This is a genomic window from Delftia sp. Lp-1 (assembly GCF_020523835.1).
In the GTDB taxonomy this organism is placed as follows: Bacteria; Pseudomonadota; Gammaproteobacteria; order Burkholderiales; family Burkholderiaceae_C; genus Comamonas; species Comamonas acidovorans.
This window is the reverse complement of the sequence record NZ_JAJALJ010000001.1, coordinates 3,022,974-3,044,684: the sequence shown is the minus strand read 5'-3', so window position 1 is coordinate 3,044,684 and position 21,711 is coordinate 3,022,974. Positions and strand designations below refer to the sequence as shown.

The window sequence follows — 21,711 nt, the reverse complement described above, 5'->3', positions numbered from 1 at the left end:
TGACCGGCAACCCGGACACAGGCTTGCCTCCACCAGCTCCCCGCCAGACGCATGGCCGCCTCCTGCCCGAGATTCCTAGAAATCCCGAGGGAGAAACTCACATGCACCCACGGCACACGCTGCTGTGCAGCGCCTTGCTATGCCTCGCCGCACTGCTGGCCCAGGCCACGCCCACCCTGGCGACTGCCGCCCCCAACCTGGGCGGCGGCTCCAGCAAATGCGACCCCACCGTGCAAAGCTGCGCCCCCAGCACGGGCGGCGGCATCGACCTCGGCGGTGGCGGCTCGGGCGGCGGCACCTGCACCCCCACGCCCGGCGGCAGCCCCTGCGGCGGCGCCGGCCCCGCCACCCAGGGCAACTCCAGCAGCACCCACCAGGGCGCCGGCAACCCTATCCACCTCATCAACGGCAACAAATACCAGCGCGAAGTGGACATGCCCGCCTTGCCCGGCCTGCTCGGCCTGGAAGTCGTGCGCCACTACAACAGCAGCTACAGCCGGGCCTACGTGCCGCCAGGCCTGCTCGGCCGCGGCTGGCTGCTCAGCTACGAGGCCCGCCTGTACGACCACCCCACCAACCTGCAGATCGTGCAGGCCGACGGCACCCGCATCATCTTCAGCAAGCTGCGCGAGCACCCCAGCCTGTGCGCCAGCGAGCAGCCGGGCAACGGCATCGTGCGCATCGAAGGCCCGGATACAAAGGGCACCAAGGAAACCAAGCCCGGCCAGGAACGGCACTACACCTGGCAATGGATGGACGGGCGCGAATTGCGCTTCAACCACCGGGGGCGCCTGACCCGCATCAGCCTGCCCTCGGGCGAACAGGTCCGACTGGACTACAACGCCAAGGGCAACCGCCTGCTCAAGGTCACCGACCCGCAGGGCCGCAGCCTGCGCCTGCACTACGCCCAATCTTTGGGCGAGGGCAGCTTCACCGGCGTGCAGGCCATCGACACTCCGCTGGGCCGCATCGACTACCGCCACGGCAGCGCACCGTTGCCCGGCAGCACCCAGCCCCAGGCCAAGCTGAACGCCAGCCTCGTGCAGGTCAGCCTCCCGTCGGCCGATGGCCAAGCCCCGGTCCAGCGCCACTACCACTATGAGGACCCGCGCCACCCCACCTTGCTCACCGGCATCAGCGTCCAGGGCCAGGGCAGCGACGGCAAGCCCATGGACGAGCGCATCGCCAGCTACGCCTACGGCGACAACGGCCGCGCCACCTTGAGCGTGCGCGGCCCGCCGGACAGCCAGCAGGAAAAAGTCACCCTGGACCTCAGCCAGCCCTGGAAGAACACCCTCACCAACAGCATCGGGCAAACAACCACCTACCACTACGACACCATAGGCGGGCAATGGCGATTGCTTGAAGTGCGCGGCCCGGGCTGCGCCAGTTGTGGCCCCGGTGACATGCGCTACCGGTACGACGCGCAAGGGCGCCTGACCGAAGCCACGCGGCTCGATCCCGCAGGCCGCCCGCTGGAAGGCACGCGCACGGACCTGGACCCCTTCGGCCGCCCGCTGGCCGTGTACCGCATTCCCTACACACAAGGCCAAGCCCGGGCCCCGCAGCTGCGGGTGCGCTACGGCTACGGCAAGGAACCCTGGAAGCAATACGCGCCCGAACTCATCGCCCGGCCCAGCGTCGTGCCCGGGCGCGAACACCAGATCCACATCCGCTACAACAGCAGCCGCCAGCCGCTGCAGATCACGGAGACGGGCTTCAGCCCATTGGATGCCCAGGGCCAGCCCGCAGGCAATGCGGACGGCGCCACGCCCATCGAACGCAGCACGCGCTACCGCTACACCGAGATCAACGGCCGCAGCGTGCTGGTGGACATCGACGGGCCGCTGCCCACCTCGCTGGCAGGCTATGACGACGGAAGCCCGGCGCAGAACGACCTCACGCGGCTGCGCTGGGACCGCAGCGGCAGCCACGTCACGCGCGTGCTGCAGCCCGATGGCACCGCCGTTGCGCTGGAGCATGACAAGGCCGGGCGCATCACGACCCGCACCGAAGACGACGGCGTGCGGCGCCTTCAGCGCCAGATACGCTACAGCCCCCTGTCCGCCAACGCCCTGCAGGCCGAAGAAATCACTACCAGCGGCTGGCTGCTGGACGCCGACGGCCAGCCCCGCGACAGCAGCCGGCTGAGCCTGAATCCATACCGCATCCGCCACGACGCCCTGGGCCGCCCCAGCCAGGCCATCGACACGGCTGGCCTCAGCACCACCTGGAACTACCAGGGCAGCACCCAGGCTAGGCTCGATGGCCTGGGCAACCGGGGCCAGATCGAACGCGACAGCGAAGGCCGCATCACGCGGCTGGGCCTGTACCGCGAAGGCCAGGACCTCCCCGAACGTGCGGCCTACTATGGCTGGAATGCGCAAGGGCGCCTGAGCCACCGCCTGCTGCCCGATGGGCGCCTGGACAGCTACACCTACGGCGACGCGGGCGAATTGCTCCAGCACACCGATGGCGACGACACCCGCACGCGCTGGTTGAACAACGGCAGTCTCCATGCCAGCCTGTCGCAAACGCCCGATGGGGCGGTGCGGCTGGCTCTGCAAGGCTCCTCCGATGTGCCGACAGCACCCCAGGACATCGGACACCAAACCACTGCTTCCCAGGGAGCCCAACCCGCCGAACGCCGCCAGGCCCTGCACGACGACTTCGGCCGCACCGTCTGGCTTCAGCTTGCCGATCATGGCCGCCAAAGCGCGCGCTACAACGAAGCCGATCAATTGCTGGTGCACACCCGCGCCGACGGCAGCAGCACCCACTACCAGTACGCCCCCAGCGGGCGTCTGCTGGCCAAGCGCTACGAAGCGGCGCCCGGCGCAGATCGTCGCTCTTCCTCGCAAACCCGGCTGCACTACCAGGGCCGGCTGCTGCAGACCATCGACAGCAACTGGCAGCGCGAGTCCATCGAATACGACGCCCTGGGCCGCCCCGTGACACGCACCATTGCGCTGGCCACGCCCGACGGCCAGGCCGAGCATACCTACCGCACTGCCACGCGCTATGGCCCGGACGGCCGGGTCCACAGCCGCACCCTGGCCGATGGCCGCGTGCTCGTCACCCGGCGCGGCCCCGCCAGCGAAAGCGCCAGCGTGCAAGGGCTGCAACTGCAAAGCGCCTGGGTGGCCGGCCTGCTGCAGGCCAGTGACAACTGGCTGGGCGCCGGCGCCACAGGCTTGCTCGAACGCCTGCTGCCCGCGCAGACGGTGGTCGGCGACATCCAAACAGACGCCTTCAACGGCCTGCAGCACTACACGGCAGGCAATGGCCTGGCCACCTCGCGCCAATACGACATTGCCGGGCGCCTCACGCAGCAGACCACCGGGCAAGGCACATCACAAGGCACATCACAAGGCACATCACAAGGCACATCACAAGGCACATCGCAAGGCAGCGCACCCATCCTCAGCCAGCGTTACCGCTACGGCGCGGGCCCGCGCATCCGCGCCATCGAGCAGGAGGGGCCACCAGCCGGCCTGCAAAAGACCGACTACCGCTACCAGGGCTTCGGCAGGCTGGTGCAGGACAACGCACCGTCAGCACCAGCGCCCGTGCAGCGCGACAGCCAGGGCCGCACCGTCCAGGACGCATTGCACCGCTACACCTACACCGAAGCAGGACAGCTCCACAGCATCAGCGACCACCAGGACCGGCCCATCGCCAGCTACCGCTACAACAGCCTGGGCCAGCGCGTGGGCAAGACCGTGCATCAGGGCGACAGGCAAATGCACAGCCACTACTTGTGGCAGGACAACCGGCTCGTCGCGGAAATGGATGGCGAAGGCCGCATCACCAGCCAGTACCTGTACCTGAGCGAGGGGACTCGCACCCTGCCCATCGCCAAGCTGGAATCCGCGCACAACCGGGACAACGCCAGCGGCAAGGCGCGCATGCTGCACATCCACAACGACCACCGGGGCAGTCCGCAGGCCATGACGGACGCAGGCCAGCGCGTGGTCTGGCGTGCCCGCCAGACGCCCTGGGGAGCGCCGGCCATGCATCAGGCCGGCCACACAAGCCTGCCCCGGCAGCAGGCCGTGCTCAACCTGCGCCTGCCGGGCCAGTACTTCGACGAGGAAAGCGGCCTGCACGACAACTGGCACCGCAGCTACGACCCGGCCAGCGGCCGCTACCTGCAGCCGGACCCGCTGGGCTACCCGGACGGGCCCGATACCTACCTGTATGCCGGCGGCGACCCGCTCAACCGCATCGACCCCACGGGGCTGTACCAGGAGGACATGCACTACTACATGGTCTTCTTCCTGGCCCTGGCCGCCGGCCTGGACTACGAACCTGCGCGCATCACGGCGCTGGCTTCGCAGTACGTGGATGACAACCCCATCACCAAGCCGCTGGACGATGCCAACACCCTCACCACGGTGGGCTCGATCTTCAAGAACCACCGGCAACTGCTGTGGTACCACTTCACGCTGTCCGACGACAAGGGCACCACGCTGCCCCAGTACGCCAACGACAACGTCAACAGCGTGGTGGGCAATCTGAGCCCGCAACTGAACAACCTGCTCAACGCCAGCCGGCTGGGCAACCCGGCCCAGCCCTGTGCCGAATACCAGTTCCTGGGCGAATTCCTGCACTCTTACCTGGACACCTTCAGCCACCGGGACAAGGACAACCGGCCGTTCGATGCCATCAGCGTGAAGCTGGGCATAGGGCATGGGCTTGCGGGGTCCGAGCCGGATTACACCTATGACGAGGACATGCCAATACTGGGGAATATGCCTGACCCAGAGGTGCCTTATTGGGACAAGCGGGAGTATCGATCGCTGCAAGGGGAGAAGGCGGTTTATGAGTTTTTGACGCGGTATGGGGCTAAGCCGGCGGTCAGTTTTAAAGAGATAGAGAAAGTGCTGGAGAGATTCAATGCAATTCGCGAAAGTGGTGGCAACTCACCAGCTAAAATTGGCATGCTTCAAGAGACGATTAATAAATATATCCAAGATGGAAAAATAAAACCTGAAAAAGACAAAAGCGTTTCTACTGATGCCAAGATAAATTTCTCTGAAAAGGACCTAGATCAATATAACGAAGAAACCGCCAAGAAGAACAGGGAGAAATATCTTGGCGGACTCGCTGGTCAAGAGAAAAATTATCCTGGAGTATGTTTGCCAAGAAGTCCTATATGCAAGTCCGTTTAACCATGGTCTCTTTTTTATTGGTACTGCAACCTCATGCATATGCAGTAGACACTTTGGACACTCACGAATCAGGTGATGGAATGAAAATCCAAAATGCAAAAAATATCAGAGAAACACCCTTGCCTTCAGGCTGCAAAGCAGTGAGATACACAGGTGGATATATATCAATCAAGGAGGCATTTGAAGGCTCGGGTCGCCATTGCGTAGTGCATAATTTTACTCAAAGAAAAGTTAGAGATTTAATAGATTGGAGTATTCGAGGATCTCCCACCGATGAAATTGGCAGAGGAAGTGTTTTAACCTTTTACAAAAACACAAATGCCGACTTGGATTTGCAAGGCCATGAAATTTCAGGAGCACCTTTTGAGAATACTCGTGGAGTTGGTCTCCTTGGGAAAAATCTAGCATTCCTACGTGTGCATCATGGAAAAATAGAAACCCCTGGACCAAGGGGTTTGGGTGTGGATATGGCACCCAATATTTCTGCGTGGAAAAGAATAAAAGAATTGACTGAGGATTTTCCAGTCACGCAAACAACCGACTGGAATATCAAAATCAAGGAGTTCAACGAAATCCCCTGGAACTACACCCCACCCACCTTCTACACAGCAGAAAACCTCCAAATCAAATCCGGCGGCCGCGCCATCATCATGGCGGGCTCCGACAACGTGGTGCGCAACAACACCATCGAGGTCGATGGCCGCACCGCCGTCTACCTGTACGGCCCGCGCTCGCTGGTGGAGGGCAATACCTTCATCGTGCACATGGACCTGCGAGACAAGGCCCCGTTGCCCGCCATCCTCAAGCTGCGCGATGCCGATGGTTCCATCATCCGCAACAACCGCTTCATCGTGAAGCGCAGCGGGCTGTTCAGGAAGAAGGAAGAGGAACCCCAGGCCGGCATCAACCTGCTGGAGTCCAAAGGCGTAGTGATCGAGGGCAATGTGTTCGAGCAGGTCGCATTGCCGGTGCGCAAGGATGCGGCCAGTACCACGGCTGAGAGCGGCAACACCTCGCAGGGCGGCAGGTGATGGGGGCTGGGTCGGCATCACCGTGGCAACGCAGCGCAGTCCAACCGTTAGAATGCAAATGAGAATTGATCTCATATTTCGGGCCAGCCGCCCACGCATTCCTCCTCCCGCGCCATGCCAGCCGCCGAAACCTCCCTTCACCGCGAAGTCGCCACGCTCTACACCGACCACCACGGCTGGCTGCAGGGCTGGCTGCGCAAGAAGCTGGGCGATGTGCACCAGGCGGCCGATCTGGCGCACGACACCTTCGTGCGCCTGCTGGCGCGCGACGAGCCTGTGCAGGCGCGTGAGCCGCGCGCCTTTCTGACCACGGTGGCGCAGCGCGTGCTGGCCAACCACTACCGGCGCCAGCAACTGGAGCGCGCGTATCTGGAGGCGCTGGCCCAGGCGCCGCAGTCCTTTGCCATCTCGCCCGAGGAGCGCGCGCTGCTGCTGGAGGCGCTGGACGAGATCGACCGCATGCTCGACGGCCTGCCTGCCCCCGTGCGGCGGGCCTTTCTGATGGCCCAGCTGGACGGCATGAAGCAGGCCGACATTGCGCGCGAGCTGGGCCTGTCGCTGACCACCGTCAAGCGCTACCTGGTGCAGGCGGGCATGCACTGCTATTTCGCGGTGGATGCATGACGGCGCCGGGAGCCGGCCTGCCGCCCGAGGTGGCGCGCAGCGCCATTGAGTGGTGGCTGAAGCACCAGGATGGCCAGCTGTCCGATGAGTTGGCCCGCGAATGGCAAGCCTGGCAGGCCTGGCGCGCGGCCGATCCGCTGCACGAGCAGGCCTGGCAGCGCATCACTGCAGTCAACCAGCGGCTGGCTGGGCTGGTGGCGCCGCCGCAATCACCGATAGCCCGGGCTGCGCTGGCTCCGCGTGGTTCCGCTCGCCGGCGCGTGATCCGGTCCCTGGCCGTTGCGGCCTTTGGTGCCGGCATTGCCTGGCAGCTGGAGCAGCGCCTGCACTGGCAGGGCTGGGTGGCCGATGCACGCACGGCGCGGGGCGAGCGTCGGCAGATGGCGTTGCCGGACGGCACGCAGATCGTGCTCAACGGCGCCAGCGCGCTGGACATCGAATACAGCCGGCGGCACCGCCGCCTGCGCCTGCTGCAGGGCGAGGTGCTGGTCACCACGGCCAAGGACACAGAGCAGCCCGCCCGGCCCTTTGCCGTGCAGACCACTGCGGGCGAGGCGCTGGCCCTGGGGACGCGGTTTTCCGTGCGTGCGCTCGCGGATGGTGATTTCCAGGTGGGTGTGTTCGAGGGTGCCGTGCGCCTGACCCCCCGGCTGGCCGGCCACAGTGTGCTGGTGCTCAGGGCGGGCGAGCAGGCCACGCTGCGGGCCGATGGCGTCTCGCCAGCCACCGCCGTGCACGAGGACAGCACCGCCTGGACCGAGGGCATGCTGGTGGCGCGCGGCATGCCGCTGGCCCGGATGCTGGAGGCGCTGCAGCCGTACAGCGATGCGGCCCTGGCCTGCGAGCCCGAAGTGGCCAACCTGCGCATCTCAGGCACCTATCCGCTGGCCGATGTGCCGCGCGTGCTGGCCGTGATCGGTGCGCTGCCGGGACTGGAGCTGCGCTCCATGACGCGCTGGTGGGGCCGGCGCGAGGTGATTGTGGGCAAGAAGGTGTCAGGGGCTTGAGGGGGGTCTGCGCAGTTTTTTGAAGAAATCTGCGCCCGGGGTGGTCTGTTTCGAGAACTCGCGGGACATGGAGAAAGAGGGGGGCTTGCCATGCCGGGCCCGCCCATCGATTCGTCCATCCATCCGTTTGTCTTTTCCTTCCAGGCCCAATCCTTCGCACACCATGGCATATCCCTCAGCGCCCCGGCGCTTTCCCTGCGCCTTGCGCCCCTCCGTCGTCCCGTCCCGTGGCCTGTTGCTGGCATTGGCCTGCGCGGGGCTGGGCAGCAACCTGTGGGCGCAAGCGCCTTCGCCGTCCGTCAACACCACGGCCGCCACAGCACCCACACGCAGCTACCAGATTCCGGCGGGCACGCTGGAGGACGCGCTCAACCGATTCGGGCGCGACTCGGGTTTGCTGCTGTCCTTCACCCAGGACCAGGTCCAGGGCCTGCGCAGCCCGGGGCTGCAGGGCAGCCACACCGCGCAGGCCGGCCTGGCCGCGCTGCTGCAGGGCACGGGGCTGGAGGCGGCGGTGCAGCCGCAAGGCGGCTATGTGCTGCGCCAGCGCGCCGTGCCCGATGCCCGGGCGCCAGACGTTGCCCCGCGCGCGGTGTCGCTGGCCGAGGTGCGCGTGGCCGCGCGCCGCGCCGGTGACGGCACGACCGAAGGCACGGGCTCCTACACCAGCCGCGTGACCAGCATTGCCTCCAAGACGGACCAGTCGTTCCGCGAGATTGCGCAGTCGGTATCGGTGGTCACACGCGAACAGCTCGACGACCAGCGCGTGACCGATGTGACCGAGGCCCTCAAGCTCACGCCCGGCGTGGTCGTGGCCAATACCGTGGGCGACTTCTATTCGCGGGGCTTTCAGATCACCAGCATGCAGATCGACGGCGGCGCGCCGCTGGCTTTGGGCGCCTACACCTATTCGCCGCAGCAGGACATGGCCTTCTACGACCGCGTCGAAGTCATGCGCGGCGCCTCGGGCCTGCTGGGCGGCGTGGGCGATCCGGGCGGCATCATCAACCTGGTGCGCAAGAAGCCGCTGGCCCAGCGGCAGTTCAAGGCCGCGCTGTCGGCCGGCTCCTGGAGCCGGCGCGGCGTGGAGCTCGATGCCAGCGCGCCGCTGGCCGACGACGGCCGCGTGCGCGGCCGCGCCGTGCTGTCCTACCACAAGGGCGACTCCTACATGGACCTGCGCAGCAGCGAAAAGCCCTCGCTCTACGGCGTGCTGGAGGCGGACCTCACGCCCGACACCCTGCTGACCGTGGGCGGCAGCTACGGAAAGACCCATGAGAACGGCGACTATGCCGGCCTGCCGCGCTTTGCCGACGGCAGCAGCCTGGGCCTGCCGCGCCACACCAACTTCACCCAGCCCTGGGCCTATTACGACTACGAGACCAAGGAGCTGTTCGCCCAGCTCGAGCACAAGTTCGACAACCGCTGGAAGGCCAAGCTCAACGTCTCGCGCGTGGAGACCGAGCTGGACCGCTTCTGGGTCTACATGGGCGGCGCCATCAACCCGCAGACCCTGGCGGGTGCGGTCTGGCGCGGCGGCCACATCCAGTCCGGCAATACGCAGGAGGTGGTGGACCTGAGCCTGGGCGGTCCCTTCCAGCTCATGGGCCGCACGCATGAATTGCTGCTGGGCGCGGACTGGCAGCGCGTGGAAAGCTTCTGGCAAAGCGCCAATTTCACTGGCAGCGGCACCGTGGCCAGCAATCCGTTTGCTCCCAGCATCTGGACGCCGCCCACGGAAACCTACTTCAACACCCGCTACGGCCCCTGGGGCCAAAAGCAGATGGGCGGCTATGGCGTGCTGCGCCTGCATCCCACGGACAGGCTGCACCTCATCCTGGGTGCGCGCGCCAGCCGCTACGACTTCCAGCAGTCGATCTGGAACCTGGATGCGCAGGGAAACCGCACGCCCTGGTCGAACACGCCGTTCAAGGAACCCACCAAGATCACGCCCTATGGCGGGGTGATCTATGACCTGAACAGCCAGTGGTCGGCCTATGCCAGCTATTCGTCCATCTTCAAGCCGCAGGCGCTGAGCATGGCCGGCCCGGCGCCGGGCACCTCGCTGCCGCCGGTCAAGGGCGCCAGCTACGAGGCCGGCCTCAAGGGCGAGCTGATGGACGGGCGGCTGAACGCCACCTTCAGCGTCTTCAATGTGGAGCGCACGGGCACGGCCGTGGTGGACCCGCGCTACGAGACCAGCAACAGCCGCTGGGGCGGCAACTGCTGCTACCTGGCACAGGGCAAGGTCACCAGCCGGGGCTTCGACATGGAGCTGGGCGGCGAGCTGCAGCCCGGCTGGCAGCTGGCAGCGGGCTACACCTTCAACAACACCCGCGACCGCAGCACCGAAAAGACCTACAGCAGCATCACGCCGCGCCACCTGTTCAAGCTGTCCACGGCCTATACGCTGCCGGGCGAGCTGTCGCGCTGGAAAGTGGGCGGCAGCGCCCAGATCCAGAGCACGCACTACGTCAGCGGCACGGCGCTGTCGGCGGCGGGCACGTCCGTGCCCTTTGACTTCACGCAGGGCGGCTACGCGCTTTGGAATGCCATGGTGCAGTACCGCATCGACCCGCGCTGGACGGTCACGCTGAACATCAACAACCTGCTCGACAAGACCTACTACCAGACCTTGGGCACAACGTTCAGCAACAACCTGTATGGCGCACCGCGCCACGCCATGCTCACGCTGCGCGGCAGCTTCTGAGGACGGCGGCGCAGGCGTTCGGGCCGCCGTTGTGCAGCCAGCGGCCTTGCGGCGGATCACACCACGCGCCGGGCCTCCACCTTCACATGGCCGGCCAGCAGGTCGGCGCTGTCGCGGATGGCGCGCAGCGCATGGGCCAGGGCCTGCTGGCTGTGGTGCTCCTGCGGTGCATGCACTGCCGCCAGGGCCAGTTGCGCCAGGGCCGAGATCTCGGTGCAGTTTTCCTGCACGCTGCTGTGGATCTCGGTGATGGCGCTGGTCAACTGGTGCAGGCTGGGTGGCTGTGTCTTGGGGGTGTCTTTGTCCATGGCCATGCCTCAGCCCTGCGGGCGCACCGGCTCATGGGTTCGGCAGTCGAGCAGTTGCGCCATGGCTTTGGCGGCTGCCTCGGCCGCTTCGGCGCGGCGCATCTCGGCCGTGTCTTCGAATCCGCAGCCCATGGCCTGGGCCTCGGTGCCGGCGTAGTCGGCCAGTGTCTCGGCGCTGTCGCGGATGCTTTGCAGGGCGCGGGCCACCACGTCCATGTGGCGATGGCCCTTGGGCGTCTCCAACCATGCCAGGGCGAGTTGGGCGATGGAGGAGATCTCTGCACAGCCTTGCTGCACGAGATGGTCCACCTGGGTGAGGGCATTGGACAGCTGCCGGGTGCTGTGGCTGTCCGTGGCGGATTTGGGCTGGGCGGGGTTCATGCCTGGGCCCTCCGTGTGGAAAGGGCGGCGCCAAAAGAGGGCGCGCAGGCGAGTGCCAGAGAAACGGCAGTCATGTTTCCGTGCTCCTTACTGAGACTGAAACCACCCACTTCGCGTTTTGAAGCACGAAACAGGTGGACGGGATGTTCAAAACACACAGCAAGATGTGCGGACGCCCTTACGGGTAGCCCCATCCCGCCCGAAACCGCAGGGGCGTGGACGAGCGTCCACAGCCCGGAATCCAGACGTGACAAGGCCTCGCTTTCGGGGAGGCAGCACCGCTTACTAAATGGGTGTTTTGAAGCACCGGCCCCGGAACAGGGGGCTGGTGCGGATGATAGCGCGTGCGGCGTGCGCAAAGTCGCTTGGCGGCCCGTTGCATCTTGCGATCTCGCCCTTTCAGGGATGGCCCAGGGACCGCTGAAAGAGCCCGGCATGCATTGCGTTTATTGAGAATGATTCTTCTTTGCGCGGTTATGATCCAGCCCCATGGATTTGTCCGCCTCCCTCACCGCACTCCGGGTGCAGGGTGAGCGCCAGCCCCATGCCGGCCTGCGGGCGGGCGCAGCAACACCGGGCGTAGGCCGGCAACCACCCAGGCCGCTGTCCATTGCGGCTGGCCTTTTTTTCAATCTCGTTTGTCATGTATCAGGAGGGCCGTCACGGCCATTGCTTTCGGCATTTGCATTGCCGCTTTTCTGAACAACCCGCTACATGTCCCTTTCCCATTCCAGCCATTCCGGCCAATCCGGTCATTCCGCCAAACCCACCCATCCGGGCCTGCTTGTGGTTTCCCGCCTGCTGGCCGCCGTCTTCGGCGGCTATGCGCTGGCCAGCGCGCTGGCGGCCTTCCTGGCCGCTGCCCTGCCCGGCGCGCGTGTCGATGCCGTGATCGCCGGCATGCAGTGGAGCTTTGCGCTGCACGCGCTGGCGGTGATCTGGGCGTTCTCGCCGGTTTCGGTGGGCCGGGTCTGGCTGGGGTTGCTGGTGCCTGCGGCCCTGATGGGCGGCGCCGCGCTGCTGCTGGCGCGCAATGGCGGGGGCGTTTGAGATGGCCAAGGCGCAGATCAGCAAGGTCCCCGGCAGCGGCGCTGCCACGGGCGGCTTCCGCCAGGCCCAGGCCTGGCTGCATACCTGGTGCGGGCTGTGGTTTTCGTGGCTGCTGTTCGCGGTGTTCCTCACGGGTTCGCTGGCCGTGTTCCAGGAAGCCATCACGCACTGGATGACGCCCGAGCACCATGCCGAGGAGGCGGCCGAGGCGGCAGCGCGCGCCGCCGCGCCGGCCGGGCAGGGTGCGGACCTGGGCCAGCGCCTGGCCTGGGGCGCGGCCTACATGCAAAAGCACCACCAGGGCGCGCAGATGTGGGAGATCTGGCCGTCCGACGACAAGGGCGGCGGCGACCTGCGTGTCTATTGGTTCGACGCCAACCGCCAGTACGCCGATGCCGAGCTGGACACCGCCACGGGCGAGGAAATGACGGCCGGCCACGGCCACGGGGCCGCGCGCGCCACCATGGGCGGCAACCATTTCGTGGACTTCCACTATGAACTGCATGCAGGGCAGGTGGGGCTGTGGGTGATCGGCATTGCCGCCATGGCCATGTTGGTGGCCCTGGTCAGCGGCGTGATCACGCACAAGCGCATCTTCAAGGACTTCTTCACCTTTCGCGCACGCAAGGGCCAGCGCAGCTGGCTGGACGCGCACAACGCCGTGGCGGTGCTGACGCTGCCCTTCCAGTTCATGATTGCCTATACCGGCATCGCCATCTCCAGCCTGAGCTTCATGCCCGTTGGCGTCTGGACGGTCTATGGCACGGACCAGGCCGCCCGCACGGCCTTCATCGCCGACATGAACGAGGCCGGACCGCCCGCGCTGTCCGGCAAGCCCCTGGCGGTGCCCGATCTGGAGCCCTTTGTGCGGCGCGGCCAGGAGCTGATGGGCCAGGCGGTGCGCGCGGTGGTCGTCAACCATCCCGGCGATGCGTCGGCACGCATCGGCGTCTACGGCTGGAACAGCGATGACCGTGCGCATCAGCGCCTGAGCCCCAATTCGGGCATGGCCATGTTCTCGGCCGCCACGGGCGAGGTGCTGCAGGTACGCCTGCCCGGCGGCGCCGACGGCGGCACCCCCTCGCTGGCCCAGGCGGTCATGGGCGGGCTGCACATGGTCAAGTTCGGCGGGCTGGCCATGAAGTGGCTGTACTTCCTGTGCGGCCTGGCGGGCGCGGCCATGATGGCCACGGGCGCCATTCTCTTCATGGTCAAGCGCCGCAGCCGCCACCAGGGCGAGTTCGGCAGCGCCACGGCGCGCGTGTACCGGCTGATCGAGGGCCTGAACGTGGCGGCCATCGCCGGGCTGGGCCTGGGCTGCATCGGCTACCTGTGGGCCAACCGCCTGGTGCCCGTGGGCCTGGCGCACCGCGATGACTGGGAGCTGGCCGTGTTCTTCGGCCTGTGGGGCCTGGCGCTGATCCATGCGCTGGCCTGCGCGCCAGCCAAGGCCTGGCGCCAGCAGATGGGCCTGCTGGCCATGCTGTGCCTGCTGCTGCCGCTGCTCAACTGGATCACCGTGGGCGAGCCGTTGTCGGCCCACATGCTGGAGGGCGACTGGGAAAGCGCGGGCGTGGAGCTGTTTGCGCTGGCCACGGGGCTGGCGGCTGCCTGGGCCTGGCGCTGGCTGGCGCGGCGCGGCGACGGTGCCGCCGCCAAGGCAAAGGCTGGCAAGGCGCAGGCCGCCGTGACCGGCCTTTCGGAGGTGCAGGCATGAGCACGTTGCACGCATCCCTGGCCGCACTGGCCCTGGCCTTTGCAGGCATGGCGGCCCTGGCCTTTGCCATGGACCGCCACTACGAACAATTGACCGGCGCGCGCGAGCTGCCGGCCCGCCGTGGCCCGCAGTTGCGCAGCCTGGGCACGGCGCTGCTGGCGCTGGCCCTTGTGCCCGTTCTCTCGGGCTGGGGCGGCACGGTGGGCACGGTGGCCTGGCTGGGCTTTGTGTCCGCCGGCGCGCTGATGGCCGTGGCCCTGATCAGCGCCCATGCGCGCTGGGCGGCGCGGCTGGCCTGGTTGGCTGGCGTGCTTGCCGTGGCGGATTTGGCGTGGATTGTTTTCAGTTTCGGTACTACGGGGTTTTTCAGATGAGTTTCCTGCTTTCGTTCCAGTTCGGGGTGTGTGTGGTCGGGAGGCAAGCATGACGCGCACGCAGCAACGCTGGAAAGCCATCGCCGTGGCGGTGGTCCTGTTGGCGGCGGCCGGGGGCGCGGCCGCCTGGTGGTCCAGCCGGCCTGCCGTGGCCTACCAGACCGAGACCGTGGCGCGCACCGATATCGAGTCCACCGTCACGGCCATCGGCACGCTGCAGCCACGCCGCTATGTGGACGTGGGCGCCCAGGTGTCGGGCCAGGTCACCCGGCTGCGCGTGGAGCCCGGCGCCCAGGTGGAAAAGGGCGCGCTGCTGGTGGAGATCGACCCCAGCGTGCAGCGCGCCACGGTGGATGCGGGGCGTGCCTCGCTGGCCGGCCTGCGCGCCCAGCTGGCCGAGCAGCAGGCGCTGCGCAAGCTGGCCGAGCAGCAGCTCACGCGCCAGCGCCAGCTGGCCCGCGACGGGGCCACGCGCGAGGAAGACCTGCAGACCGCAGAAGCCAACCTGGCCGCCGCTGGTGCCCGCATGGAGCATCTGAAGGCCCAGATCGACCAGACCCAGGCCACGCTCAAGGCCGACGAGGCGCGCCTGGGCTATACGCGCATCTACGCGCCCATGGCGGGCACCGTGGTCTCGGTGGAGGCGCGCGAGGGCCAGACGCTGAACGCCACCTACCAGACGCCCAACATCCTGCGCATTGCCGACCTGTCGGCCATGACGGTGTGGACCGAAGTGTCCGAGGCCGACGTGCGCCGCGTGCGCGACGACATGCCGGTGTACTTCACCACGCTGGGCGGCGCCGACCAGGCCAGGCCCCGGCGCTGGTCCAGCAAGGTGCGCCAGGTGCTGCCTTCGCCCTCTACCAGCCAGGCGCCGGCCGGCGGCAATGCGGGCCAGGCGCCTGCGCCCGCCACCAAGGCCGTGGCCTATACCGTGCTGTTCGATGTGGACAACGAGGATGCTGAGCTGATGCCCCAGATGACGGCCCAGGTGGTCTTCGTCACCGGGCAGGCCGCGCAGGCGCTGACCGTGCCGCTGATGGCCGTGGCCGACAAGGCGGGAACGACTGACAAGGCGGAAAAGGCCGAGAAGGCCGGCAGCACGCAGACCGTGCGCGTGCTGGACGCCAAGGGCCAGCCCGAGCAGCGCACCGTGCGCCTGGGCGTGCGCAGCCGCCACCAGGCCGAGGTGCTGGAGGGCCTGCAGGAAGGCGAGCGCGTCATCGTCGGCGAGACGCCTCTGGACCGTGGCCCGCGGTGGCTGCAATGGTGATGGCGCAGGGCATGCAGGCCGGCGCGCCGCTGACCGCACCGCTGATAGAGCTGCGCGGCATCACCAAGCACTACGGCGGCGGCGACAGCGGCCAGCCCGCCGTCACCGTGCTGCACGGCATCGACCTGGAGATACGCGCGGGCGAGTTCGTGGCCGTGGTGGGCAGCTCGGGCTCGGGTAAGTCCACGCTGATGAACATACTGGGCTGCCTGGACCGGCCCAGCGAGGGCAGCTACCACTTCCAGGGCCAGGACGTGGCCACGCTGGACTCGGATGCGTTGGCCTGGCTGCGGCGCGAGGCCTTCGGCTTCGTCTTCCAGGGCTACCACCTGATAGCCAGCGAAAGCGCCAGCGAGAACGTGGAAATGCCCGCCATCTACGCAGGCCTGCCCAAGGAGGAGCGCGTGCGGCGCGCCCGTGCGCTGCTGGAGCGCCTGGGCCTGGGCTCGCGCCTGGGCAACCGGCCCAACCAGCTGTCGGGCGGCCAGCAGCAGCGTGTGTCGATTGCGCGTGCGCTGATGAACGGCGGCCAGATCATCCTGGCCGACGAACCCACGGGTGCGCTGGACTCGCACAGCGGCGCCGAAGTCATGGCCCTGCTGCGCGAGCTGGCCGACGCGGGCCACACCATCATCCTCATCACCCACGACCGCACTGTGGCCGCCCAGGCGCGCCGCGTGATCGAGATCAGCGACGGCCGCATCACCAGCGACAGCCAGCGCGACGATGCCGCAAATGGGGTGAATGCGGGCGCCGCTGCCCTGCCGCTCACGCCGCAGCGCAGCAGCGCCGGCGCGCCCTGGCTGGCCGAACTCTTCGAGGCCGCACGCAGCGCCTGGCGCGGCATGCGCATGAACCGCGTGCGCACCAGCCTGACCTTGCTGGGCATCGTCATCGGCGTGGCCTCGGTGATTGTGATGCTGGCCATTGGCGAGGGCGCGCGGCGCAAGGTGGTCGAGCAGATGGGGACCATGGGCACGGCCATCCTCTACATGGGCAGCAAGCCGCCGGCCACGGGCGGGCCGGCCGGGCAGATGACCGAGGAAGACCTGGCCGCCGTGCGCGAACTGCCCGAGATACGGCGCGTCATGCCCGTCATCGGCGACCCCATCACCGTGCGCTACGGCAAGGCCGACAAGCAGATCTACGTGTTCGCGGCCAGCGAGGAGATGCCCCTGGTGCACCACTGGAAGGTGGCCCAGGGCCGCTACTACACCGAGGCCGAGGACCGCGACCTGGCGCCCCTGGTGGTCCTGGGCCACAAGGCGCACCAGCACTTCTTCCCCGACACGCCCAACCCGCTGGGCCGCCAGCTGATCATCGGCACGTCGGCCTTCGAGGTCATCGGCGTGATGAGCGAGCGCGGCGCGGACTCGGGCGCGCAGAACTATGACGACATGGTCTTCATTCCCTACCGCTCGGGCCGGGCGCGCGTCTACCAGTCGCAGACCCAGCCCGACTATGTGGTGATCGAGGCCATGTCCTCCGATGTGGTGCACGAGGCGGAGGAGGCCATGCGCAAGCTGCTGCTGGCGCGCCACGGCGGGCGCGAGGACTTCGGCATCGGCAACGCGGCCGCGCGCATCCAGGCCGAGGCGGCCACGCGCCAGAGCATGGCGGTGATGCTGGGCCTGATTGCCGCCGTCTCCCTGGTGGTGGGCGGCATCGGCGTGATGAACGTGATGCTGATGACGGTGCGCGAGCGCACGCGCGAGATCGGCATCCGCATGGCCACGGGCGCGCGCCAGCGCGACATCCTGCGCCAGTTCCTGACCGAGGCCAGCCTGGTCACCTTCGTGGGTGGCACGGTGGGCCTGCTGGCCGGGCTGGCCGTGGGCGTGGTGCTCATCGTGGCGGGCGTGCCCGTGGTGTTTTCGGTGCGCGCCATGCTGGGCGCCTTTGCCTGCGCCGTGGTGACGGGCCTGGTGTTCGGCTACATGCCTGCCAAGACGGCGGCGCGGCTGGACCCGGTGCGCGCGCTGGCGGGAGAGTGAGATGAAAGACATGAACGACAAGACGCTGGGAAATGCGCGCCTGGGCTGCATCGCCCTGGCCCTGGCTGCGCTGGGCGGTTGCGCCGCGCAGCAGACGATGCCGGACCGGGAGGCGCCTGCGCTGGCCGCTTCCTGGAAGCAGCAGGGCGAAGTCCTCCCTGCCTCTGTTTCACCGCAGTGGTGGCAGGCCTTTGGCAGTGCGGAGCTGGGCGGCATGGTGCAGGCTGCCCAGGACCAGAGCCTGGACATGGCTGCCGCCATGGCCCGCGTGCGCCAGGCCGAGGCGGCCACGCGCCAGGCAGGCGCGGCGCTGCTGCCGTCGCTCAATGGCGAGCTGCGCGCCCAGCGCATGAACCATGCACAGGTGTCGGGCGGGCAGGCCAGCGTCTACGGCGCCGCGCTGACGGCCTCGTATGAGGTGGACTTCTGGGGCCGCAACCGCGCCACGCGCGATGCGGCGGCGGCGGCCTGGCAGGCCAGCCGGTTCGACCAGGACACGGTGCGCCTCACGGTCACCGCCCAGGTGGCCCATGGCTGGCTGCAGGCCGTGGCGCTGCGCGAACGCCAGGCCATTGCGGCGCGCAATGTGGCCAATGCCGAGCGGCTGCTGGGCCTGGTGGAGTCCCGCGCGCGCGCAGGCGCCGCCACCCAGCTGGAGTTGGCCCAGCAACGCGGCCTGGTGGCCAGCCAGCGCCAGGCCCTGGCCACGCTGCGCCGCCAGGGCGAGGATGCCGATGCCACGCTGGCCGTGCTGCTGGGCCAGGCCCGCCGCCCCGCGCTGGCCACGGATTCGCTGCAGGCCCTGCAACTGCCCGAGATCGGCGCAGGCCTGCCCACGCAGCTGCTGCAGCGCCGGCCCGACATTGCCAATGCGGAAGCGCAGCTGGCCGCCGCCAGCGCCAACCTGCAGGCTGCGCGTGCTGCACTGTGGCCCCGGCTGACCCTCACGGGCAGCGCGGGCACCAGCGCGGGCCGCGCCAGCGACTGGCTGCGCGAGCCGGTCTATTCGCTGCTGGCCGGACTGGCCGGCCCCATCTTCGACGGCGGCCGTCTGGCGGCCGAACGCGATGGCGCCCAGGCCCGGCGCGAGGAGCTGCTGGCCGGCTATTACAAGTCCATCGTCGCCGCCTATGGCGATGTGGACCTGGCGCTCAACGCCGTCCACGGCCTCAAGGCCCAGGCCGAGGCACAGGCCGAGGTGCTGGCCCAGGCCCGCCAGGCCGTGTCGCTGGCCGAGCTGCGCTACAAGGCCGGGGCGGAAAGCCTGCTGTCCCTGCTGCAGGCCCAGACCACGCTGTACGCGGCGCAGGACGATGCCGTGCTGCAGCGCCTGCTGCAGCTGCAGGCGCGCGTGGCGCTGTACCGGGCGCTGGGCGGGGGATGGGAGCCGCCTGCCATGGGCATTGAAATGCCGGAAAGACAGGCACAAAAAAGCCAGGAGGCATTGCCACCTGGCTGAGAGGGGAGGGGCAGGGCCGCCACCCGGTCCTGCCGGGTGTGCGGCCTGAGGCCTCAGGCTTGAAGCCTGCTCAGCTGCCGCGCGTGATGGGCACGCCGGCATCCTTGCCGTAGGCGCCGTACTTGCCCAGCTCCCACTTGGCGATGGCGTTGCGGTGCACCTCGTCCGGGCCGTCGGCAAAGCGCAGCGTGCGCGCGTGGGCGTAGGCGCTGGCCAGCGGGAAGTCGTCGCTCATGCCGCCGCCGCCGTGCACCTGCATGGCCCAGTCGATGACCTGGCAGGCCATGCTGGGGGCCACGACCTTGATCATGGCGATCTCGCTGCGCGCCACCTTGTTGCCGGCAATGTCCATCAGCCAGGCAGCCTTGAGCGTGAGCAGGCGTGCCATGTCGATGCGGCAGCGTGCCTCGGCGATGCGCTCCTGCGTCACGGTCTGCTGGGCCACGCTCTTGCCGAAGGCGATGCGCGAGCTGGCGCGCTTGCACATCAGCTCCAGCGCGCGCTCGGCCAGGCCGATCAGGCGCATGCAGTGGTGGATGCGGCCGGGGCCAAGGCGGCCCTGGGCGATCTCGAAGCCACGGCCCTCGCCCAGCAGGATGTTGCCCACGGGCACGCGCACGTTCTCGAAGTACATCTCCATGTGGCCGTGCGGCGCATCGTCATAGCCCATGACGTTGAGCGGACGCACGATGCGGATGCCGGGGGCGTCGCCGGGCACGATGATCATGCTTTGCTGCGAGTGCTTGGGCGCATCGGGGTCGGTCTTGCCCATGGTGATGAAGACCTGGCAGCGCGGATCGCCGGCGCCCGAGATCCACCACTTGTGGCCGTTGATCACGTACTCGTCGCCCTGGCGCTCGATGCGGGTGCAGATGTTGGTGGCGTCGGAGGAGGCCACTTCGGGCTCGGTCATGGCGAAGGCCGAGCGGATCTTGCCTTCCAGCAGCGGCTTGAGCCAGCGCTCCTTGAGTTCGGTGCTGCCGTAGCGCGCAATGGTCTCCATGTTGCCGGTGTCGGGCGCAGAGCAGTTGAACACCTCGCTGGACCATGGCACGCGGCCCATGATTTCGGCCAGCGGCGCGTATTCCTGGTTGGTCAGGCCGCCGCCCTTGTAGCCAGCGGCCTCGGCGCTGTCCACGGGCAGGAACAGGTTCCACAGGCCTTGCTCCCGGGCCTTGACCTTGAGCTTCTCGATGGTCTGCAGCGGCGTCCAGCGCTTGCCTGCGGCCGTGTTGGCTTCCATCTCGGCGGCATAGTCCTTTTCGCCGGGATAGATGTGCTCGTCCATGAACTTCAGCAGGCGTTCCTGCAGGTCCTTGGTCTTGGGCGAATATTCAAAGTCCATGGATGCGCTCCTTCTCTTGGCTTGTCGCTTGTGGTGGAAACGGGGTGATCGGTGAGTGATGGGGGCGGTCTGGATGGCTCAGCTGCGCTGGGCAAAGGACCAGGCCAGCTCGGCCATGGGCCGGGCGGTGTCGCCCGAGGCCTTGGCCTGGGCGCTGGAGGCCGTGCCGGCTTCCACGCGCTTGGCAATGCCTTGCAGGATGGCCGCGATGCGGAACATGTTGTAGGCCATGTAGAAGTTCCAGTCGGCGCGCAGCGTGTCCACGTCCTTGAGGCCCGTGCGTTCGCAGTAGCGGCGGATGTATTCCTCTTCGCCCGGAATGCCCAGGGCCGCCAGGTCCTTGCCTGCGATGCCCCGGCCCAGCGTGGCGGGGATGTGCCAGCTCATGCAGTGGTAGCTGAAGTCGGCCAGCGGGTGGCCCAGGGTGGACAGCTCCCAGTCCAGCACGGCGATGACGCGCGGCTCGGTGGGGTGGAACATCAGGTTGTCCAGGCGGAAGTCGCCGTGCACGATGGACACGCGCGAGGCATCCAGCGCGCTGGCCGGCATGTGGGCGGGCAGCCACTGCATGAGCTGGTCCATCTCGGGGATGGGCTGGGTGACCGAGGCCACGTACTGCTTGCTCCAGCGGCCGATCTGGCGCTCGAAGTAGTTGCCGCTCTTGCCGTAGTCGGCCAGGCCCTGGGCCGCGAAGTCCACGGTGTGCAGGGCCGAGATCACGCGGTTCATCTCGTCGTAGATGGCGGCGCGCTGGGCCGGTTCCATGCCGGGCAGGGACTGGTCCCAGAGCACGCGGCCTTCCATGCACTCCATGATGTAGAAGGCGCGGCCGATGATGGACTCGTCCTCGCACAGCGCATACATGTGGGGCACGGGCACGTCGGTGCCGGCCAGGCCCTTCATCACGCGGAACTCGCGCTCGATGGCATGGGCCGAGGGCAGCAGCTTGGCCACGGGGCCGGGCTTGGAGCGCATCACGTAGCTGCGGCCCGGGGTGATCAGCTTGTAGGTGGGATTGGACTGGCCGCCCTTGAACATCTCCACCTGCAGAGGGCCGGCAAAGCCCTGCACATGGCCCTGCATCCAGGCGGTGAGCGCGGGCACGTCGAACGCGTGCTGGTCGGAGACGGGGCGCGTGCCTACGAAATGGTCGAAAGTGCTCATGGGGCAGTCAGTCCTGTGATCGGTTCGGAAACCGGTTCTAGAAAGGGGAGCAGCCGCGCGGCACGGGCGCGGCAAGGCACCGGCCGGCGCGAACGTCCGG

Annotated in this window: 14 protein-coding genes and 1 pseudogene; 11 read left to right on the top strand and 4 right to left on the bottom strand. The window is 67.7% G+C overall.

Translation table 11 applies throughout. The features are described 5' to 3' along the window. Window positions 1–101 precede the first annotated feature (101 nt). The 5 genes and pseudogenes from LGR64_RS13650 (at window position 102) to LGR64_RS13630 (ending at window position 10,546) form a co-directional block, all read left to right on the top strand. A complete protein-coding gene (locus tag LGR64_RS13650; protein WP_268868951.1) occupies window positions 102–5,174 on the top strand; it encodes a DUF6765 family protein in 5,073 nt (1,690 codons plus the stop codon). Further along, window positions 5,138–6,076, top strand: a pseudogene (locus tag LGR64_RS13645) (hypothetical protein); the annotation flags it as partial. The gene LGR64_RS13650 and the pseudogene LGR64_RS13645, both read left to right, overlap by 37 nt. Before the next feature lie 243 nt (window positions 6,077–6,319). Beyond that, window positions 6,320–6,829, top strand: a complete 510-nt coding sequence (locus LGR64_RS13640; RefSeq protein WP_047470604.1) for a sigma-70 family RNA polymerase sigma factor — start codon at window positions 6,320–6,322, stop codon at window positions 6,827–6,829. Next, window positions 6,826–7,836, top strand: a complete 1,011-nt coding sequence (locus LGR64_RS13635) for a FecR domain-containing protein (protein WP_230355744.1) — start codon at window positions 6,826–6,828, stop codon at window positions 7,834–7,836. The genes LGR64_RS13640 and LGR64_RS13635 overlap by 4 nt, the downstream gene beginning before the upstream one ends. Before the next feature lie 163 nt (window positions 7,837–7,999). Next, window positions 8,000–10,546: a TonB-dependent siderophore receptor gene (locus tag LGR64_RS13630; RefSeq protein ID WP_230355742.1), complete on the top strand. Its 2,547-nt coding sequence runs from the start codon at window positions 8,000–8,002 to the stop codon at window positions 10,544–10,546. A gap of 56 nt (window positions 10,547–10,602) precedes the next feature. On the opposite strand, the gene LGR64_RS13625 is transcribed toward LGR64_RS13630, so the two are convergent. Beyond that, window positions 10,603–10,860: a hypothetical protein gene (locus tag LGR64_RS13625; protein WP_328511971.1), complete on the bottom strand. Its 258-nt coding sequence runs from the start codon at window positions 10,858–10,860 to the stop codon at window positions 10,603–10,605. Window positions 10,861–10,863: 3 nt separating this feature from the next. Beyond that, complete coding sequence (locus LGR64_RS13620; RefSeq protein ID WP_230355739.1) at window positions 10,864–11,235, bottom strand: hypothetical protein; 372 nt, start codon at window positions 11,233–11,235, stop codon at window positions 10,864–10,866. Between the two features lie 714 nt (window positions 11,236–11,949). On the opposite strand from LGR64_RS13620, the gene LGR64_RS13615 reads away from it, so the two are divergent. The 6 genes from LGR64_RS13615 to LGR64_RS13590 are packed head-to-tail and all read left to right on the top strand — an operon-like array spanning window position 11,950 to window position 19,102. Further along, window positions 11,950–12,285 carry a DUF3649 domain-containing protein gene (locus LGR64_RS13615; protein ID WP_141835828.1) on the top strand — a complete coding sequence of 112 codons (336 nt, stop codon included), beginning with the start codon at window positions 11,950–11,952 and terminating at the stop codon, window positions 12,283–12,285. Window position 12,286: 1 nt separating this feature from the next. Then, entirely contained in the window at window positions 12,287–14,002 is a 1,716-nt protein-coding gene (locus LGR64_RS13610; protein ID WP_141836192.1) for a PepSY-associated TM helix domain-containing protein, read from the top strand. Further along, the gene (locus LGR64_RS13605) at window positions 13,999–14,376 is read left to right on the top strand and encodes a DUF3325 domain-containing protein (RefSeq protein WP_141835830.1); all 378 of its coding nucleotides are present in this window, start codon (window positions 13,999–14,001) and stop codon (window positions 14,374–14,376) included. Before LGR64_RS13610 ends, LGR64_RS13605 begins: the two co-directional genes overlap by 4 nt. Window positions 14,377–14,425: 49 nt before the next feature. Further along, window positions 14,426–15,649: an efflux RND transporter periplasmic adaptor subunit gene (locus LGR64_RS13600; RefSeq protein ID WP_230355737.1), complete on the top strand. Its 1,224-nt coding sequence runs from the start codon at window positions 14,426–14,428 to the stop codon at window positions 15,647–15,649. Further along, window positions 15,649–17,643 carry an ABC transporter permease gene (locus tag LGR64_RS13595; protein ID WP_141836196.1) on the top strand — a complete coding sequence of 665 codons (1,995 nt, stop codon included), beginning with the start codon at window positions 15,649–15,651 and terminating at the stop codon, window positions 17,641–17,643. Before LGR64_RS13600 ends, LGR64_RS13595 begins: the two co-directional genes overlap by 1 nt. Before the next feature lies 1 nt (window position 17,644). Further along, window positions 17,645–19,102 carry an efflux transporter outer membrane subunit gene (locus LGR64_RS13590; RefSeq protein WP_141835833.1) on the top strand — a complete coding sequence of 486 codons (1,458 nt, stop codon included), beginning with the start codon at window positions 17,645–17,647 and terminating at the stop codon, window positions 19,100–19,102. A 70-nt stretch (window positions 19,103–19,172) separates the two neighbouring features. Here the strand turns inward: LGR64_RS13590 and LGR64_RS13585 are convergent, their stop codons facing one another. Next, window positions 19,173–20,447 carry an acyl-CoA dehydrogenase family protein gene (locus LGR64_RS13585; RefSeq protein WP_012205123.1) on the bottom strand — a complete coding sequence of 425 codons (1,275 nt, stop codon included), beginning with the start codon at window positions 20,445–20,447 and terminating at the stop codon, window positions 19,173–19,175. A 78-nt stretch (window positions 20,448–20,525) separates the two neighbouring features. Further along, window positions 20,526–21,611, bottom strand: coding sequence for a phosphotransferase (locus LGR64_RS13580; protein ID WP_013802790.1), 1,086 nt, complete (start codon window positions 21,609–21,611; stop codon window positions 20,526–20,528). Between the last annotated feature and the right edge of the window lie 100 nt (window positions 21,612–21,711).

What these genes read in the sequence shown, in the direction of transcription:
- LGR64_RS13650 (WP_268868951.1), top strand. Translation starts at nt 102, where the DNA reads ATGCACCCACGGCACACGCTGCTGTGCAGCGCCTTGCTATGCCTCGCC.
- LGR64_RS13640 (WP_047470604.1), top strand. Translation starts at nt 6,320, where the DNA reads ATGCCAGCCGCCGAAACCTCCCTTCACCGCGAAGTCGCCACGCTCTAC.
- LGR64_RS13635 (WP_230355744.1), top strand. Translation starts at nt 6,826, where the DNA reads ATGACGGCGCCGGGAGCCGGCCTGCCGCCCGAGGTGGCGCGCAGCGCC.
- LGR64_RS13630 (WP_230355742.1), top strand. Translation starts at nt 8,000, where the DNA reads ATGGCATATCCCTCAGCGCCCCGGCGCTTTCCCTGCGCCTTGCGCCCC.
- LGR64_RS13625 (WP_328511971.1), bottom strand. Translation starts at nt 10,860, where the DNA reads ATGGCCATGGACAAAGACACCCCCAAGACACAGCCACCCAGCCTGCAC.
- LGR64_RS13620 (WP_230355739.1), bottom strand. Translation starts at nt 11,235, where the DNA reads ATGAACCCCGCCCAGCCCAAATCCGCCACGGACAGCCACAGCACCCGG.
- LGR64_RS13615 (WP_141835828.1), top strand. Translation starts at nt 11,950, where the DNA reads ATGTCCCTTTCCCATTCCAGCCATTCCGGCCAATCCGGTCATTCCGCC.
- LGR64_RS13610 (WP_141836192.1), top strand. Translation starts at nt 12,287, where the DNA reads ATGGCCAAGGCGCAGATCAGCAAGGTCCCCGGCAGCGGCGCTGCCACG.
- LGR64_RS13605 (WP_141835830.1), top strand. Translation starts at nt 13,999, where the DNA reads ATGAGCACGTTGCACGCATCCCTGGCCGCACTGGCCCTGGCCTTTGCA.
- LGR64_RS13600 (WP_230355737.1), top strand. Translation starts at nt 14,426, where the DNA reads ATGACGCGCACGCAGCAACGCTGGAAAGCCATCGCCGTGGCGGTGGTC.
- LGR64_RS13595 (WP_141836196.1), top strand. Translation starts at nt 15,649, where the DNA reads ATGGCGCAGGGCATGCAGGCCGGCGCGCCGCTGACCGCACCGCTGATA.
- LGR64_RS13590 (WP_141835833.1), top strand. Translation starts at nt 17,645, where the DNA reads ATGAAAGACATGAACGACAAGACGCTGGGAAATGCGCGCCTGGGCTGC.
- LGR64_RS13585 (WP_012205123.1), bottom strand. Translation starts at nt 20,447, where the DNA reads ATGGACTTTGAATATTCGCCCAAGACCAAGGACCTGCAGGAACGCCTG.
- LGR64_RS13580 (WP_013802790.1), bottom strand. Translation starts at nt 21,611, where the DNA reads ATGAGCACTTTCGACCATTTCGTAGGCACGCGCCCCGTCTCCGACCAG.